Annotated in this window: 17 protein-coding genes and 3 pseudogenes; 11 read left to right on the plus strand and 9 right to left on the minus strand. The window is 50.7% G+C overall.

Features of this window, described 5'->3' with window-relative positions; translation table 11 throughout:
• Nucleotides 1-23: 23 nt before the first annotated feature.
• Complete coding sequence (gene pta / locus GYMC52_RS17500; protein ID WP_013524831.1) at nt 24-1004, minus strand: phosphate acetyltransferase; 981 nt, start codon at nt 1002-1004, stop codon at nt 24-26.
• A 254-nt stretch (nt 1005-1258) separates the two neighbouring features.
• Between pta and hemQ the strand changes: the two genes are divergently transcribed.
• Nucleotides 1259-2005: a hydrogen peroxide-dependent heme synthase gene (gene hemQ, locus GYMC52_RS17505; protein WP_013524832.1), complete on the plus strand. Its 747-nt coding sequence runs from the start codon at nt 1259-1261 to the stop codon at nt 2003-2005.
• Nucleotides 2006-2048: 43 nt separating this feature from the next.
• Here hemQ and GYMC52_RS17510 read toward each other — a convergent pair.
• A pseudogene (locus GYMC52_RS17510) lies at nt 2049-2387 on the minus strand (DUF4351 domain-containing protein); the annotation flags it as partial.
• Between the two features lie 198 nt (nt 2388-2585).
• Here GYMC52_RS17510 and GYMC52_RS17515 point away from each other — a divergent pair.
• Together GYMC52_RS17515 and gerQ are read left to right on the plus strand one after the other, a co-directional pair.
• Nucleotides 2586-3014, plus strand: coding sequence for a cell wall hydrolase (locus GYMC52_RS17515; RefSeq protein WP_013524834.1), 429 nt, complete (start codon nt 2586-2588; stop codon nt 3012-3014).
• A 24-nt stretch (nt 3015-3038) separates the two neighbouring features.
• Nucleotides 3039-3599 carry a spore coat protein GerQ gene (gene gerQ / locus GYMC52_RS17520; protein WP_013524835.1) on the plus strand — a complete coding sequence of 187 codons (561 nt, stop codon included), beginning with the start codon at nt 3039-3041 and terminating at the stop codon, nt 3597-3599.
• Nucleotides 3600-3795: 196 nt separating this feature from the next.
• Here gerQ and GYMC52_RS17525 read toward each other — a convergent pair whose 3' ends face one another.
• Nucleotides 3796-4167 carry a DUF423 domain-containing protein gene (locus GYMC52_RS17525; RefSeq protein WP_013524836.1) on the minus strand — a complete coding sequence of 124 codons (372 nt, stop codon included), beginning with the start codon at nt 4165-4167 and terminating at the stop codon, nt 3796-3798.
• Between the two features lie 121 nt (nt 4168-4288).
• Nucleotides 4289-4426 (minus strand): hypothetical protein, encoded by a 138-nt coding sequence (locus tag GYMC52_RS19855; protein WP_013524837.1) that lies wholly within the window; start codon nt 4424-4426, stop codon nt 4289-4291.
• Between the two features lie 245 nt (nt 4427-4671).
• Here GYMC52_RS19855 and GYMC52_RS19525 point away from each other — a divergent pair.
• The 4 genes and pseudogenes from GYMC52_RS19525 to GYMC52_RS17540 all read left to right on the plus strand — a co-directional run.
• Nucleotides 4672-4866 (plus strand): annotated as a pseudogene (locus GYMC52_RS19525) (IS1634 family transposase); the annotation flags it as partial.
• A gap of 542 nt (nt 4867-5408) precedes the next feature.
• On the plus strand, nt 5409-6239 hold the full coding sequence (gene licT, locus GYMC52_RS17530) for a BglG family transcription antiterminator LicT (protein ID WP_013524838.1): 831 nt from the start codon (nt 5409-5411) through the stop codon (nt 6237-6239).
• Between the two features lie 195 nt (nt 6240-6434).
• Nucleotides 6435-7847: a glycoside hydrolase family 1 protein gene (locus tag GYMC52_RS17535; RefSeq protein ID WP_013524839.1), complete on the plus strand. Its 1413-nt coding sequence runs from the start codon at nt 6435-6437 to the stop codon at nt 7845-7847.
• A gap of 101 nt (nt 7848-7948) precedes the next feature.
• A complete protein-coding gene (locus tag GYMC52_RS17540) occupies nt 7949-9883 on the plus strand; it encodes a beta-glucoside-specific PTS transporter subunit IIABC (protein ID WP_013524840.1) in 1935 nt (644 codons plus the stop codon).
• A 65-nt stretch (nt 9884-9948) separates the two neighbouring features.
• Here the strand turns inward: GYMC52_RS17540 and GYMC52_RS17545 are convergent, their stop codons facing one another.
• The 3 genes from GYMC52_RS17545 to GYMC52_RS17555 all read right to left on the minus strand — a co-directional run bounded on the left by GYMC52_RS17545 (nt 9949) and on the right by GYMC52_RS17555 (nt 11506).
• Nucleotides 9949-10248: a YwdI family protein gene (locus tag GYMC52_RS17545; RefSeq protein ID WP_013524841.1), complete on the minus strand. Its 300-nt coding sequence runs from the start codon at nt 10246-10248 to the stop codon at nt 9949-9951.
• A 13-nt stretch (nt 10249-10261) separates the two neighbouring features.
• On the minus strand, nt 10262-10951 hold the full coding sequence (locus GYMC52_RS17550; RefSeq protein ID WP_013524842.1) for a uracil-DNA glycosylase: 690 nt from the start codon (nt 10949-10951) through the stop codon (nt 10262-10264).
• Between the two features lie 171 nt (nt 10952-11122).
• Nucleotides 11123-11506: a YkvA family protein gene (locus GYMC52_RS17555; protein ID WP_013524843.1), complete on the minus strand. Its 384-nt coding sequence runs from the start codon at nt 11504-11506 to the stop codon at nt 11123-11125.
• Between the two features lie 128 nt (nt 11507-11634).
• On the opposite strand from GYMC52_RS17555, the gene GYMC52_RS17560 reads away from it, so the two are divergent.
• From GYMC52_RS17560 to GYMC52_RS17570, 3 genes are read left to right on the plus strand one after another with little or no spacing between them, the layout of a single operon-like run.
• Nucleotides 11635-11985, plus strand: a complete 351-nt coding sequence (locus GYMC52_RS17560) for an STAS domain-containing protein (protein WP_013146655.1) — start codon at nt 11635-11637, stop codon at nt 11983-11985.
• The gene (gene rsbW / locus GYMC52_RS17565; protein ID WP_013524844.1) at nt 11982-12470 is read left to right on the plus strand and encodes an anti-sigma B factor RsbW; all 489 of its coding nucleotides are present in this window, start codon (nt 11982-11984) and stop codon (nt 12468-12470) included. The genes GYMC52_RS17560 and rsbW overlap by 4 nt, the downstream gene beginning before the upstream one ends.
• A complete protein-coding gene (locus GYMC52_RS17570) occupies nt 12430-13200 on the plus strand; it encodes a sigma-70 family RNA polymerase sigma factor (protein WP_013524845.1) in 771 nt (256 codons plus the stop codon). Before rsbW ends, GYMC52_RS17570 begins: the two co-directional genes overlap by 41 nt.
• Before the next feature lie 49 nt (nt 13201-13249).
• Here the strand turns inward: GYMC52_RS17570 and GYMC52_RS17575 are convergent, their stop codons facing one another.
• Entirely contained in the window at nt 13250-15160 is a 1911-nt protein-coding gene (locus GYMC52_RS17575) for a SpoIIE family protein phosphatase (protein WP_013524846.1), read from the minus strand.
• A gap of 173 nt (nt 15161-15333) precedes the next feature.
• Nucleotides 15334-15429, minus strand: a pseudogene (locus tag GYMC52_RS20110) (FMN-dependent NADH-azoreductase); the annotation flags it as partial.
• A gap of 151 nt (nt 15430-15580) precedes the next feature.
• Between GYMC52_RS20110 and GYMC52_RS17580 the strand changes: the two are divergent.
• Nucleotides 15581-16099, plus strand: coding sequence for a type II toxin-antitoxin system PemK/MazF family toxin (locus GYMC52_RS17580; protein ID WP_013146659.1), 519 nt, complete (start codon nt 15581-15583; stop codon nt 16097-16099).
• Nucleotides 16100-16421: the final 322 nt, after the last annotated feature.

Here is a 16421-nt window from a genome sequence, read left to right on the forward strand (position 1 = left end):
GTTTTTATCGAGCGGCAGCCCCGTCACTCCCCAAGCGACTGGGCAGCGGTGATGAGCGCGAGCTTGTAGGCGTCTTCGGCGCTGCAGCCGCGCGATAGGTCGTTCACCGGCTTGTTCAGCCCTTGCAAAATCGGGCCGACCGCTTCAAAGCCGCCAAGGCGCTGGGCGATTTTGTAGCCGATGTTGCCCGCCTCAAGGCTCGGGAAAATAAAGACATTTGCGTCCCCTTGAATGACCGAGTCCGGCGCTTTCTTTTTCGCCACCTCTGGCACAAACGCGGCGTCAAATTGAAACTCACCGTCAAGGATCAGATCCGGCGCCATTTCTTTCGCCAACCGCACCGCCTCAACGACTTTTTCCGTCTCCGGCGACGAGGCCGACCCTTTCGTGGAAAAGCTTAACAGCGCCACGCGCGGCTTAAGGCCGAACATTTTTGCCGTCCGGGCGCTCTCGACCGCGATTTCAGCCAAATCTTGGCTGTTAGGAGCAATGTTGATGGCGCAATCGGCAAACACATATTTTTCGTCGCCGCGCACCATGATGAACACGCCGGACGTTTTGCGAACGCCTGGCTTCGTTTTAATGATTTGCAAGGCTGGTCGGACCGTATCCGCCGTCGAATGTGCCGCCCCGCTGACGAGGCCGTCGGCCGCTCCCGTATAAACGAGCATCGTACCGAAATAGTTTTCATCGAAAAGCAACTCGCGCGCCGTTTCTTCTGTCACTTTCCCTTTGCGCCGCTCCACAAACGCCGAAACCAGCTCATCAAACCCGCCATAGCGGCGCGGGTTGACAATCTCCACCCCTTCAAGCGGCAAGCCAAGCGCCGCCGCTTTCACCCGCACAGCTTGCTCATCGCCAAGGACGATCGGCTGAAGCACTTGCTCCGTCGCCAAACGGCTCGCCGCCGTTAAGATGCGGTCATCGGTTCCCTCGGGAAACACGATTTTTCGACCCGTATCGGTTACTTTCGCTTTTAATGCCGTAAATAAATCGGTTGTCACGATCCAATCCTCCTTATGCTAGGCCAGCCCGCCCTGGTTAAGGCACGCCCGGCTCATTTCGGCATCCACAAGCCATTTCCACTATTAAGCATACCGCTTCTCGCCAGAAACGCAACGCAGGTAAGCCTTTACAACAAATAATTCACCTTTTGCCACAATTCAGTCTACTTCCACTTTGATACGCTGATAGCCGCTTTTTTGGGCAAACTGTGATATAGTGATACTGTACAATTTGTTGATAAGGAGTGACGATGATGAGCGAAGCGGCCCAAACGTTGGACGGTTGGTATTGTTTGCACGATTTCCGCACGATCGACTGGAGCGCGTGGAAAACACTGCCGAACGAAGAGCGCGAGGCAGCGATCAGTGAGTTTTTAGCGCTTGTCGATCAATGGGAGACGACTGAAAGCGAGAAGCAAGGAAGCCATGCCGTCTACACGATCGTCGGGCAAAAAGCCGATATTTTGTTCATGATTTTGCGGCCGACGCTGGATGAGCTGCATGAAATCGAAACAGCGCTTAACAAAACGAAACTCGCCGACTATTTATTACCTGCGTATTCGTACGTTTCGGTCGTGGAGTTGAGCAACTACTTGGCGTCCGGCAGCGAAGATCCGTACCAAATTCCAGAGGTGCGCCGCCGTTTGTATCCGATTTTGCCGAAAACGAACTACATTTGCTTCTATCCGATGGACAAGCGGCGCCAAGGCAACGACAACTGGTACATGTTGTCGATGGAACAGCGGCGCGAACTCATGCGCGCCCACGGCATGACCGGCCGAAAATACGCCGGCAAAGTGACGCAAATCATCACCGGCTCCGTCGGCTTGGATGATTTTGAATGGGGCGTCACCTTGTTTTCGGATGATGCACTCCAGTTCAAAAAGCTCGTCTATGAAATGCGCTTTGACGAAGTGAGCGCCCGCTTTGGCGAATTTGGCTCATTTTTCGTCGGCATCCGGCTGCCGATGGAAAATGTTTCTTCGTTCTTCCATGTATAAAAAAGAGGGGCCCAAACGCGGCAGGGCCCCTTTGCTTATTTTCCTATTCTTCAAGCAACCGGCGAACTTCTTCCTCCGAAAGGTCAACCAAATGAGCGATTTCTTCCGCCGTCATTCCTTTGCATGCCATGTTACGGATCAGCCGTTTCATTCCTTGTTTGATCCCTTGTTGAATTCCACGTTCGATCCCTTCTTCCAATCGCTTTTTCCTTCCCTTTCGCTCATAGGAAATGATCAGCTCCAACACTTTCTCTTTTTCTTTTGTTTCCATCTCTTCCACCTCTCTTTGCAGTTGTTGCTCTTCTTCCTCCGATAGCTTCACATACGTTTCAAAAAAGCCCAACAAGAGCCGCTGCCTCGCTTCGTCCAATTCCAGACGCACAAACTCCAAAGGATAAAAAATATTTCGTAATCTGATTCCCCTTTTTGGCCAACCGCCCCTGTTTCTGTCATATACAGCCCAACCGCCCCATACATATAAATCAGAAATTCCGTTTAAACCGTTTGTCCGCCTGTCACCATTTTCTCGCTCCATCAATAGCCTATTACTGTCGACATTGATGACAACCGAGGTGACGATATGGCTGTTGTAGCTCACACAGAAGAGGATGTGAAACTGCTTGCCCGGTTGATGCGGGCGGAAGCAGAGGGAGACGGAAGGCTTGGGATGCTCATGGTCGGCAACGTCGGCGTCAACCGCGTCATCGCCGACTGCCTTGACTTCCGCGGCATCCGCTCTATCCGGCAAATGGTGTTTCAAAGCCCGGGCGGCTTTGAGGCGGTGCAAAAAGGGTACTTTTACCAACGGGCGCGCGAAGTGGACATCGGCCTAGCGCGTCAAGTGCTTCGCGGTTGGCGCTACCACCCAGCGACAAACGCCCTTTGGTTTTTCAAGCCGCCTGAAGGCCAAGAATGTCCGCCGCAATGGTTCAACCAATGGAACGTCGGCCGCTACAAATCACACTGCTTCTTCGCGCCGACTCCATCCGATTGTCCGCGCGTTTACTAACTTTTCATATGAGGAGGTTTTTTTATGTCCAACTATACAGAAAACAACTTTTATCCATTGGATGAAGAACAACGTCAACAACCGTATGCATCGCATCCATACGGCTACCCGTACCCGCAGCCGTACTATCCGGCGGCGTACCCGTATTATTACTATCCGCAAGCGGCTGCCGCCCCGACGATGACGCCGGCAACAACCGCCCCAACGTTCGGTTTGCAGGCGCCGACGTTCACGGCCCCGACACCAACCACCGCCGCCGGACCGGCCACCACCGGCCCATCGATTCCAGGGATGCTGCCGATGGAAGAATCGTACATTGAAAACATTTTGCGGTTAAACAAAGGAAAAATCGCGACGGTCTATGCAACGTTTGAAAACAACCGTGAGTGGAATGCCAAGGTGTTTCGCGGCGTCATTGAAGCGGCCGGACGCGATCATGTTATCCTGAGCGACCCACAAACAGGAACGCGCTATTTAATTCCGATGATTTATGTCGATTATGTCACCTTTGAAGGAGAAATCGCCTACGAATATCCGTTTGCCGGTGCCTCCGCCACGCCGCTCGCCTCCTATTCGCCGCGCTGAGTGCAAGCGCAAAACCGATGTTCGATGAGCAGGCTGCCCTAAGGGTAGCCTGCTTTTTTTCATCCGATGCGACGGCCATCACAAGTTGCTGACGCCCAGTTGTCTATCATGGTGGCAAACGAAACAAAAAAGGCGCCTTCTATGATTGGGACGGCGCGTGATTTCCTGTTCGGGGTACACCTTGCCCGCGCTTCGCTTACAGCCATTTCAACGCCGCATAGCCGATCATCACCCAGGCGACCAAAAAAGCGACGCCGCCAAACGGAGTGATCGCGCCAAGCGGCTTAATCTGCGTTACACTTAATACGTACAAGCTCCCGGAAAACAACACGATGCCGGCGAACATCACCCAGCCCGCCGCACCGATCAGCCCGACATTTGGCGCCTTGCCAGCGAGCAATCCGACAACAAGCAGCCCTAATGCGTGGAACATCTGGTATTGGACCGCCGTTTTCCAAATCTCCAAATAACGATCCGGAATCTTCCCTTCAAGCCCGTGCGCGCCAAACGCTCCCAATGCGACGGCTAAAAACGCATTGAGCGCGCCGAGAATGATAAACGGTTTCATCACTCATCCGCCTTTCTTGTCGAAGTTTCCTTTTTCATTATAAACGAGGAACCCTTTGATCACAATTAACAGCGGAAAGGGGAGTGAGTGAAGGATTTGTGAAGGATTTGTGAATCACTCCTCAAATTTTGTTTTTGATTTCTCTTAATAGCTCAATGATGACATCATTCTGATCTTTTATCACTTTTAGTGTTCTTTCAATCATATTGGTTGAAAAGAAGACAATGATGACAAGTGCGATGCCAACAATCCAATCCATTAAATTCTCTTCTTCCAGTCATTGGTATTGTCAAAAGTTTATCCTCCACACTCACGGTTTTCCCTTGAGTTTCAACCCCGAGTTCGACAGTTTTGAGGCCATTTTAGGCAAATGAAAATGGCCAAAATGCTGTTATATCAAGGATTTCGCCATACGGATCCTAGAAAAAAGAGCTGGATTTCATAGGCACACGACTTGACAATTTATCCTTATAAAAAAAGCCTAATATCGTTTATCATATAGGCATGTCCATACGACGAGTCACACGCAAAAACAAAGACGGAACGACCGTGGCGTATCTCCAACTTGCTCACAACGAATGGGATCCGAAGGCCAAATATGCGAAAGCGAAGGTGATTTATTCGTTTGGGCGCGAAGACGAGGTGGATCGCGCCGTCTTGGAGCGTCTGGCCAAAAGCATTTCGCGATTCCTTTCTCCTAATTCATGAATCGTGGCCGAAAGTCAGAGACGAATGCGAACGTCTCATGCTTGGACATTTTTCTTCCCAAAACGATGACCTTTATCAACGAACCGAACTGACGGCCAAACAAGCCCTATTCCTTGGGGCTCTAGGGCTGGAGCCTCCTCCGAAGATTCTAGGCATCCGCCCTCGCGCCTAGATACACGCCCAAAGTGTGTCCGAATGCCTCCGATCCTTTTTTGGATCAAGAGGCGAGAGGCATTTTGTTGGTCTAGTGACTGTCGAACTCCGGCCTCCCTAACGAACAGTATTCGCTAGAAAGGATACCATAATTTTTCACAATGCACAAAGGTCCAAATTCTTAACTTGATGGCTATGGGGTCCTTCCTGGATTTCACCCACAAATATTTTACTCACACGCGATAAGAGATAAACCATTTGTCGCATCATACAACAAAAACCCATTGACAAACTTGTGCAAATCGTCAATTCTTCTAAATAAGGATAATGGACATGCGTTTCATCCGGCAAGCATCCAAATGTGGAGGGCAGGGGGGCATATGAAAATTGCCAAAGTCATTAACAATAATGTCATCAGTGTCATCGAAAACGGCCGCGAACTCGTCATCATGGGCAGGGGAATCGCCTTTCAAAAGCGGCCTGGCGATGACGTTGATGAAGAAAAGATCGAGAAAATATTCAAATTGGAAAGCAAAGATATGATCAGCAAGTTTAAAGAACTGTTGTATGAAGTGCCACCTGAGTACGTTCATGTGACAGAGGAGATCATTCAATCTGCCAAAGAACAGCTGGACAAAAAGTTGAACGATATTATTTACATCTCACTGACCGACCATATTCATTTTGCCATTGAACGCCACCGCCAAGGCATACAAATTGTCAATCCTTTGCTTTGGGAGATTAAACGCATTTACAAACCAGAGTTTCAAATTGGCCAGCAAGCGCTGCGGATCATCCGCGACCGGCTTGGCATCGAGCTGCCAGAAGATGAAGCCGGGTTTATTACCATGCATATCGTCAACGCCGAGCTGAATGAACAAATGGGCGATATCGTCACCATGACGAAAATCATTCAAGACATTTTGACGATTGTCAAGTACCATTTCAAAATCGAACTTGACGAAGAATCACTCAACTATTTCCGCTTTCTCACCCATTTGAAATTTTTCGCCCAGCGGCTGTTAGGGAACACGCTGCTCAATCATGAAGAACATGACTTGTATCAGCTAGTGAAGCAAAAATACCGTGAAGCATACGAATGCACGAAAAAAATTAACGATTATATTCAAAAGACGCACGCTCGGACGTTGACAGCGGAAGAGGAGCTGTATTTAACGATTCATATCGACCGCGTCATCCGCCGCCATTAATTCTATGTTGACAGCCATGAAAGCGCATGCTAAACTGGAGTCAGAAAATGAATATGAGTCAGACAATTAGGATTGTTACTGGTCATGCAGGCAAAACCTAAATTGTCTCGCCATCTTTTCGCAGGCCTACTGCGCTTTTGGCGGGCAATTTAGGTTTTTTATTTTCATTCAACAAAAACAAAGGAGGAGCCGCTAATGAAGTATACTCAATTAAAACCGTTTCCAACGGGGTTTTTATGGGGCGGTTCGACGTCTGCTTACCAAGTCGAAGGCGCATGGAACGAAGACGGAAAAGGGCCGTCGGTCATCGATATGGCCAAACATCCGGAAGGAACGACCGATTTCAAAGTCGCCAGCGACCATTATCACCGGTATCAAGAAGATATCGCTTTGCTCGCAGAAATGGGGTTTAAAGCGTATCGCTTTTCCATCGCTTGGACGCGCATTTATCCGAACGGCGAAGGGGAAGTGAACCCAAAAGGATTGGAATTTTACAACAACTTGATTAATGAGATTGTCCGCCATGGCATCGAACCGATCGTGACGATCTATCATTTCGATTTGCCGTACGCCTTGCAAACGAAAGGCGGATGGTCGAACCGTGCGACTATCGATGCGTTTGTCAACTACTGCCGGACGCTGTTTGAACATTTTGGCGACCGTGTAAAGTATTGGTTGACCATTAATGAGCAAAATATGATGATCCTTCACGGGGAAGCCATTGGCATTGTCGATCCCGACAGCGAAAACCCGAAAAAAGAGCTATACCAGCAAAACCACCATATGTTTGTCGCCCAAGCCAAAGCGATGGCGCTTTGCCACGAAATGCTTCCTGATGCAAAAATCGGGCCGGCGCCGAATATTGCGACGATTTATCCGGCGAGCTCCAAGCCGGAAGATGTGCTCGCCGCCAACACGTATTCAGCGATTCGCAACTGGTTGTACTTAGATATGGCCGTCTACGGCCGCTACAATCCGACAGCGTGGGCGTATTTAGAAGAAAAAGGCTATACCCCAACGATTGCAGACGGAGATATGGACATCTTGCAAAACGCGAAACCGGATTTCATCGCTTTTAACTACTATACGTCACAAACAGTAGCCGCCAGCGTGGGGAATGAGAGCGATATCGGCCATACGGGAGACCAACATATTACAATTGGCGAACCGGGCGTATACAAAGGCGCATCCAACCCGAACTTGCCGAAAAACGACTTCGGCTGGGAAATTGACCCGATCGGCTTCCGAACAACGCTTCGGGAAATTTATGAGCGCTACCGGTTGCCGCTCATCGTAACCGAAAACGGGTTAGGAGCTTACGATCGATTAGAAGAAGGGGATATCGTGAACGACACATACCGGATCGACTTTTTGCGCAACCATATTGAACAAATGCGCCTCGCCATCACGGACGGCGTCGACGTGTTCGGCTACTGCCCGTGGTCGGCGATCGACTTAGTCAGCACCCACCAAGGCATCAGCAAACGATACGGGTTCATTTACGTCAACCGCGACGAATTTGATTTGAAAGATTTGCGCCGTATCCGCAAACAAAGCTTTTATTGGTACCAACGGGTCATCTCCTCGAACGGCGAACAGCTCGACTAATCCGGATCGGTTAGATTTTGGACAAGCTGGTCAGGGATCGCACAACATCGTCTTGTTGTGCGTCTCCTCTCACGAATTACTACTTTAAGGAGGGAAACGGCATGAAATACGAACAACTGGCAAAAACGATTGTCGATCTTGTCGGCGGGAAAGAAAATGTCATGAGCGTCGTTCATTGTGTTACTCGCCTGCGCTTCAAATTAAAAGATGAAACAAAAGCGGATACAGAAGCGCTGAAAAACTTGGATGGCGTCGTCACCGTCATGAAAAGCGGCGGCCAATACCAAGTCGTAATTGGAAACCATGTTCCAGAAGTATACAAAGCGGTTGTCGCGGTTGGCGGATTCCAGTCATCCGCGCCCATGCCTGCTCAAGAAGAAAAGAAACAAAATCTTTTTAACCGCTTTATCGATATCGTTTCTGGCATTTTTGCCCCAACGCTTGGCGTCTTGGCCGCAACCGGGATGATTAAAGGGCTTATCGCGTTATTCGTCTCGCTCGGTTGGCTCGATCCGTCATCGGGAACGTATCATATTTTATACGCGATTGGTGATGCGCTGTTTTATTTCTTCCCCATTTTTCTTGGTTATACAGCGAGCCAAAAGTTTGGCGGCACACCGTTTATCGGGATGGCGATCGGCGCCGCACTCGTCTATCCGGCATTAAGTGGGTTAACAAGCGGCAAAGCGTTATATACATTGTTTGCTGGAACAATGTTTGAGTCGCCCATTTATATTACATTTTTAGGGATTCCGGTCATTTTAATGACGTACTCATCATCAGTGATTCCCATTATCTTAGCTTCGTATTTTGCGGCCAAAGTTGAAAACGGATTGAAGAAAGTGACTCCGGATGTCGTCAAAACGTTTTTAGTCCCATTTTTCACGTTGTTGATCGTCGTACCATTAACCTTTTTAGTGATCGGGCCGGTGGCGACATGGGCTGGGAAGCTGCTGGGCCAGGCGACGCTCGCGGCCTATCATCTGTCACCTATTGTCGCCGGTTTGTTCCTAGGAGGCCTTTGGCAAGTACTTGTCATCTTCGGGCTTCATTGGGGACTTGTCCCGATTGGCATTAACAATTTGAGCACACTTGGCCAAGACCCAATTTTAGCAGTGGCGTCCGTTCCATCATTTGCCCAAATCGGTGCGGTATTGGCTGTTATGCTAATGACGAAACAACAAAAATTGAAAACGCTTAGCATCCCAGCGTTTATTTCCGGCGTCTTCGGCGTTACCGAACCGGCCATTTACGGTGTGACGCTGCCACTGAAAAAGCCGTTTATCATCAGCTGCATCGCCGCTGCTATCGGCGGAGCAATCGTTGGAGTCTTTAATTCTAAAATATATATGCTCGGTGGACTCGGCATTTTCGTCATCCCGTCCTTTATCGATCCGAAACAAGGCATGACGCTCGGTTTTTGGGGCTTCATCATTGCCATTATAGTCGCATTCGCCCTCGGCTTTATCTTAACGTTATTGTTCGGGAGACAAAAAACAACGGAGCACACGCCTTCCCAACCGTTGGATGGCCGGACAGCAAAATCCGAACGGGTTCAATCCGGCGGGGAAGTGATCGCCAGCCCGCTGACAGGGGAAGTCAAACCATTATCCATCATTGAAGACGCTGCGTTTTCATCCGGCGCGCTCGGCCAAGGAGTCGCCATCGAACCGGCGGAAGGCCGGTTATTCGCACCTGTATCCGGCACGGTCACCGCGCTGTTTCCGACAAACCATGCGATCGGCATCACGTCTGATGAGGGAACTGAAATTTTAATCCACGTCGGCATGAACACTGTTCAACTGGAAGGGAAATGGTTTACCGCCTATGTTGAGAAAGGAACGCGTGTGGAAAAAGGGCAATTGCTCATTGAGTTTAACATGGAAAAAATTCATGAAGCCGGATTGAAAACCGTTACTCCTATTGTCATAACGAACTTGACAGAACATACGGATTGGAGCGCCACCGACAAGACCCGCATCCAAGCCGGAGAACCGCTTCTTGTTCTTTGGCGCAAACAAGGACAAGCGGTTTAAAGGAGTTCTGTTGATCAAGAATCCCCGTGGAGAAGGCCGTTCCGCGGGGATTCGCTGTCCCACTCTCAGAAATCCAGCAACGACTCCCCGTTCGCCTCATCGTCAATGTCAGGGGAGCGTCCCCCGACAGAAACGGCTCCAAGCGAAAGCCCGCCAGCAACCGAAATCGGCCCGCCGACGACAAGCGGCCCGGCTGCGGCAGACGAAGCGGACGGCTGCGGATGGCTTGTTGCTTCCAACATCAAATCGCATAAAACGTGAATGGCGGCGACGTGTTCACGCACCCGCTGCAGGTCGTTCGTGGACCTCGCTTTCCGCAGCTCATCTTCCATCTTGGCGATAACGGCCGCAAACGAGATGGACATCATTCTCCCCTCCTTATTCAGCGCGGACGCCGATGTTTTCGATTTGCCAGTCGATCGGTTCGCGTCCGCATTTCATCAAAAACGCGTTCGTCCGCGAAAACGGGCGATGGCCGAAAAAGCCGCGCGCGGCGGAAAACGGGCTCGGGTGCGGCGCTTCAATAATCAGATGGCGCGGATTCGTAATCCGTTCTTTTTTCTCCTGAGCGTTCCGGCCCCAAAGCAAAAAGACGACCGGATCGTCTTTTTCATTGACGAGTTCAATGACGCGGTCGGTGAATTGTTCCCACCCTTTGCCGCGGTGGGAGTTCGCCTGGCCGCGGCGGACGGTCAGCACCGTGTTTAACAATAACACCCCTTGCTCGGCCCATTTCACGAGATAGCCGTTATCTGGTATATAGCAGCCAAGGTCATCATGCAGCTCTTTAAAAATGTTCACCAAAGACGGCGGCACCGGCACGCCCGGCTTGACGGAAAAACTAAGCCCGTGCGCCTGTCCCGGGCCGTGGTACGGATCTTGCCCGAGCAGCACGACTTTGACGTTTGCATACGGTGTATAATGAAGGGCGTTGAAAATATCGTGCATATCGGGATAGATCGTCCGCGTTCGGTACTCTACTTTCAAAAATTCGCGCAGCTTCAAGTAGTATGGTTTTTGAAACTCCTCTTCAAGCAGCGGAGCCCAGTCGTTTTTGAGAATCGGCATTGCGAGCAACTCCTTTGCCATCGGCTTTTTCCCTTTTATCATTGTAGCCAAAAAGACACCAGCGTCAAAGCGAAGTGAATGTTCAGATTGAGGCAACCATAGCGAAACCTGTTTCCCCAACAGGAAATGCGCCAATCCCCTGCCGCAGCCATCAAAATATTGAAGAGAAAATCAAAATGTCCACGAAATCAACCAGCGGAGCAGCCAAGCGCCAAGCAGCACGTATAAAAAAATGATCAGCACCCCAGCGGCCCAATTCGTCGGTTTGCCGTGCTTGGCAAGCTCTTCCGCCCGCGCCCGATGTTCGGCGACAATGTCCTTAGGCAGCCATTTCAGCGCCAAGTAAATACCGAGTGGCACCAGCAGCAAATCATCGATATACCCAAGAACCGGAACGAAATCGGGAATCAAATCGATCGGACTGAACGCATACGCCACAACGACCAGCATAAACAGCCGCAGCCAGATGGAAACGCGCCGGTCGCGAACCGCAGAATACAAGACGAATATGTCTCGTTTCAGCACCCTTGCCCATTCTTTCCACTTTGTGAACATCGCGTTCCCCTGCCCTTTCCTGTTTCATATAGTATAAAATATGGGTATAGTAGTGTAAACATTGCAAGGTGGACAACCTTCCCGTACCATCATCCAGCTAACTCATTGATTATGTGAGGTGAACGGCTATGGACAGGAAACGATTTCATATCGTGCATGATGAACAGCCGGATCGGCATGTTGTATACATAAAAGGGGAGCTTGATCTAGCGACGGCCGAACAGTTTCAACGCGCCGTCGAACCGCTTGCTCATGACGCATCAAAACCGCTTGTCATCCGCCTTGAAGAATTGTCGTATATCGACAGCACCGGCATCGGGATGTTTGTCGCACTGCTGAAAACACGCAAAAAACAAGAAGCGCCGTTTATGATTGAAAATGTGCCGCCAAAAGTGAAACGTTTGTTCGATTTAACAGGTGTATCTTACTTCTTTTCGGAAATGGATCAGACGACAGAAAGGATCGGGGGCCAATCATGAAAGAGCATGAAACCGTCGTACAGCTGTCGATTCCAGCTCATGCGCAGTTTATCGATGTCGCGCGTTTGACGCTATACGGGCTGGCCGCCAAGATGGGGTTTTCCTATGAAGAGATTGAAGATATGAAAGTGGCCGTCTCAGAAGCGTGCAACAACGCTGTTTTGCATGCGTACAACGGAAGGGGTGGCGTCATTCATCTTCTCTTTGAGATGCGCGCCGATGCGCTTTCGATCATCATTAAAGACGAGGGCAAAGGGTTTGATTACAAACGGGTGGCCAAACAAGCAGCGCCCCTGTCCGCAAAGCCGCTTGAAGACGTCAAAGCTGGCGGCCTCGGCCTGTTTTTGATGGAAGCGCTCATGGACGATGTCACCGTCACCACAAAGGGCGGAACGGAAGTCCGCCTGACGAAATTCCGCCATCGCGGCGAAGGAGAGCATGCCCATGACTGTATATCCCCCTCCTCTGTCCAAGAGCAAGCTTGACGCCCTCATTTCCGCCTATCAACAAACAAAAACGGAAGAAGCGGCGACCGCCTTGCTCGTGCGCTTCGAGCCGCTCATTGCGGCCGCAGCGAAAAAAATGGCGCGCAGCCGCCCTGACTTTTACGAAGACTTGTTTCAAATCGGACGGCTGTCGTTTTTGCGTCTCCTTGACCATTACGACCCTAAACAAGGAACAAGCTTTGAGTCATACGCCATGAAAAGCTTGATCGGCTATATGAAAAACTATTTGCGCGACAAAGCATGGTACATCCAAGTGCCGCGCAAGGTGAAAGAAAAAGGAAGCAAAGTGCAGCAGGCGATCGATGAGCTGACGGTCAAGCTCGAGCGTTCGCCGACGATCGATGAGATCGCCGGCCACTTAGGCTTATCGGTCGAAGAAACGATCGAAATTTTGGCCGGACGGGACCATTACCAAGCCGTTTCGCTCGATGCCCCGGTGCAAGACGGGGAAAAGGATGCGACGACGATCGGTGAATTCGTCGCTGATGAAGCGAACGAAATCGAGTCACTGATCGAGCGAATGGATTTAGAGCAGGCGATTGGCAAACTGAGCGAGCAAGAACAAATCGTCATCGACGCCATCTTCCGGCGCGGGGAAACGCAGCGCTCGTTAGCCGAGAGGCTCGGCGTCTCGCAAATGACAATCAGCCGCATTCAAAAGCGGGCCATCGCGAAATTGAAGCGGCAGCTCGCCGCCTATTCGCCATAACGGTCAAACATCGCGCCGCCGGACGCATCAAGCGGTCGAACTGCCCATGCTAGCGGCGGCGCAGCAGCAACAACGTCTGGTCATCTTTTTGTTCGTATTGATGATACGCTTGAATATGCTCGTACAACTCGCGCACGATCTCCGGCGCCGGCTGATCAAGGTTGACGCGGGCGACCATCGCGGCGAGAACGGAAAAGTCATCGTCCGCCTCTTCAGTACGCTTTTCCGTCACCCCGTCGGTGTACAGCAGCACAAAATCGCCTGGTTCGAGCACAACCGATTTGGTCTCAAATGAAAATTGCGGAAACAAGCCGAGCGCGCAGCCTTTGGCGCCTAGCGGCACGCATTGCTTCGTTTTCGCCCGATACCAAAGCGCCGGTTCGTGTCCAGCGCACGCGTACGAGAACGTATGCGTTTTTTCGTTGTAATTGCCGACAAACATCGTGACAAACATCGACGGCTCGGTGTAGTCGCAGGCGAATCGGTTCAGCAGGTCAAGATACACGTGCGGCTGCGTTCCGTAATGGACGGTCCGGTCCAGAATAAATTTCATCAGCGTCATGAGCATCGCCGCTGGAATGCCTTTTCCCGATACATCAGCAATGCCGACGGACACCGATGTTTGATGGACAGCAAAGTGATAAAAATCGCCGCTCAACACTCGGGCAGGGACGCTGAGGACACCGATGTCGATGTACGAAGGCAAGTTCACTTTCGAAGATGTCTGCAAAAGCGACCGCTGCATATTTGCGGCAAGCGACAGTTCAAAGTCGAGTTGTTCGCGTTCACGCTCAAGCCGCTCTTTCTCTTTTTTCTCCGTCATGTCGCGCAAGACGGCGACAAGCCCCGCCAGCGCACCGTTTTCCAACACCGGCGCCAGCGTATAACCGACTGGCAGGCAGACGCCGTCGCGGCGGCGAAACGGCTCCTCCTCGACGCGAATCACCTCGCCGCTTTTCAGCCGTTTGACGACGCGGCGCAGCTGCTTCCAATCCCACTTGTCGCCGTCTGGCCCCGCGAGCGAGACAAACGAAAACAGCGGCTTGCCTTTCGCTTTCTCCGGATCAAGGCCAAGCAAACGGCCGGCTTCCGGGTTCATCCAAACAATCCGGCCGTCTCGGTTTAACATCATCAATCCCTCGCCAAGGGCGTTCGCCATCATTTCCAGTTGCTGTTCGTGCTGTTTCAGCTCCACGTACGGTTTTTCGACCGTCTCGACGTACATCGCACGCACGATATACAAAAATCCAGCCATTTCATACAGCTGCCCCCACAACACATGGCCGCCGCCAAGCATGAGCAGCCATTGGCCGAGGGCAAACAACCATAACGCCAGGAGCCAGTACAGGAAGGATCGGGAACTCCCTTGCCGCCAACGGCGCCATACAAGCAAAGCGGCGCCCGCATCGAGCAACCCGATCATTCCCTCGCCGGCCTTCCACCAGAACGGCCATCGGCTTGTCCCGTCTCCCGGCCAAAGCGGCGCTACCCAATGGATGAATAGCCCAACGACCGCCGCATAGGCAAAAGCGGCGAAAAACGCTTGCCACCGTTGCCCGCTCCTCCGCTCCATCACCTCATCGCGGCGCGAAAACAGAAAAAGAAGCCCCCAGGCGAGCGTCAATCGGGCCGCGAGCGAAAAGAGCGGCGCCTCCGCGCCGTCAGACGCAAAAGACAGGACAACGTGCAACGAAAACAACAAGCCTGAGGAGAAAAACAGCGCTCCCATCATAAGCCGCTCCAGCGACAACGTATGCGGAAACACGGCCCACCCTTGCACGGCGACGAGCCAGCAAACGACCATCACGGCGAGCCCTAAAGAAAGATGAATAGAATGATAGAATTCGAGCGAAACAGGCAGCCGGCCGGCCGCAAACAGAAGCAAGACAAACATTCCGGCCGCCAGCACGGCCATCGCGCTGTGCAGACGCACTAGGCCATATCGTTCGTATTCATTCACCAACGGGGAACCTCCACTCTTCATTCTATATGGCTTATTATACCATACGGCCCCCCGCCAGCGTATATGAACGTCACGACCGTTTGGTTGTCCAATAAAAAAAGAGCCTCTCCGAATGAAGAGGCTCCCAAACCAAGTTTGCGGCCATTTCCCGCGCAATACTCGGCCTCCTGTTAAAACGTGTGCGCCAAGTCTTTCGCTCGGGCGATGGCGTTCGCTTTTATTTCTTCCGCCTTTTCCGGCATCGCCGCATGCCCTTCGACAAATACCATTCTATTGGTGGTGGGAGATATCCTGCAACGACAAAATAATGGGAATGTATAGCGCAAAAAAATATTGCAGCGTGGCCGAACTTTAAGGACAAGATGTGATACAATCATGAGCGTGGCGGTATAAAACGAAGGGAAAGGGGGGAATAAAATGGAATCAGATGCTATTCAACGCGAACGATTACGTTTAAAAAAAGTGGACAAAAAGGTAAAACTAGATGAATGGCATCCAAAGAAGATTGCTTTAGCAAACGAATGGATTGAGAATGAGCAAACGCAGATGAAGCGCCCGATCATACGAGGAGCTATTTTCACTTGTGAACTCGGGGAAAATATCGGCACAGAACAAAACGGAGAGCGGCCGGTGCTTGTTCTTTCCAACGACTGGATTAACCGCACATCCGGAAACGTTAAGGTAGCTCCTTTATCTACAAAATTAAAAACCAAAACCGTTACAGATCGGAAAGGGAAAACCAAAGTAGTGCCTCGTTTAAAGACACATTACTTTCTTCGAAAGGAAGTTTATCCTTTTTTAGCTCAGACTTCCGCGGTAAAGGTAGAAGAATTAACGACCGTAAACAAAGTACGATTAAAGCAACATATCGGCAATATAAACGAGGATGACTTAAATAAGATTATGAACCGTGTAAAATGGGTATTTGACCTATAACGTATTTACAATGTATTGACGACGTATTTATGACGTATTGACATTTCCCTAGGTTTTTTCTATACTTAGAGTACAAAATAAGTTGTCTGTCTCGTCACAGACCATTTCACACGTGAAAAAACGTGGATCCGTTTGTTTTTACAACGGAGAGGAGCCTAAATGGTTCCTCTCTTTGCATATTATCGCCAAGAGAATCATAACCTAATGATAAGTTGCCTGCCGCGTCGCAGGCCATTTCACCCCGTCAGCGGGGAATTCATGGTTTTTGCCCCAGTACTTCGGTGCTGGGGTTTTATGTATTTATCGAGGAAAATTTCTCACG

The sequence above is a fragment of the Geobacillus sp. Y412MC52 genome (assembly GCF_000174795.2).
Lineage (GTDB): Bacteria > Bacillota > Bacilli > Bacillales > Anoxybacillaceae > Geobacillus > Geobacillus thermoleovorans.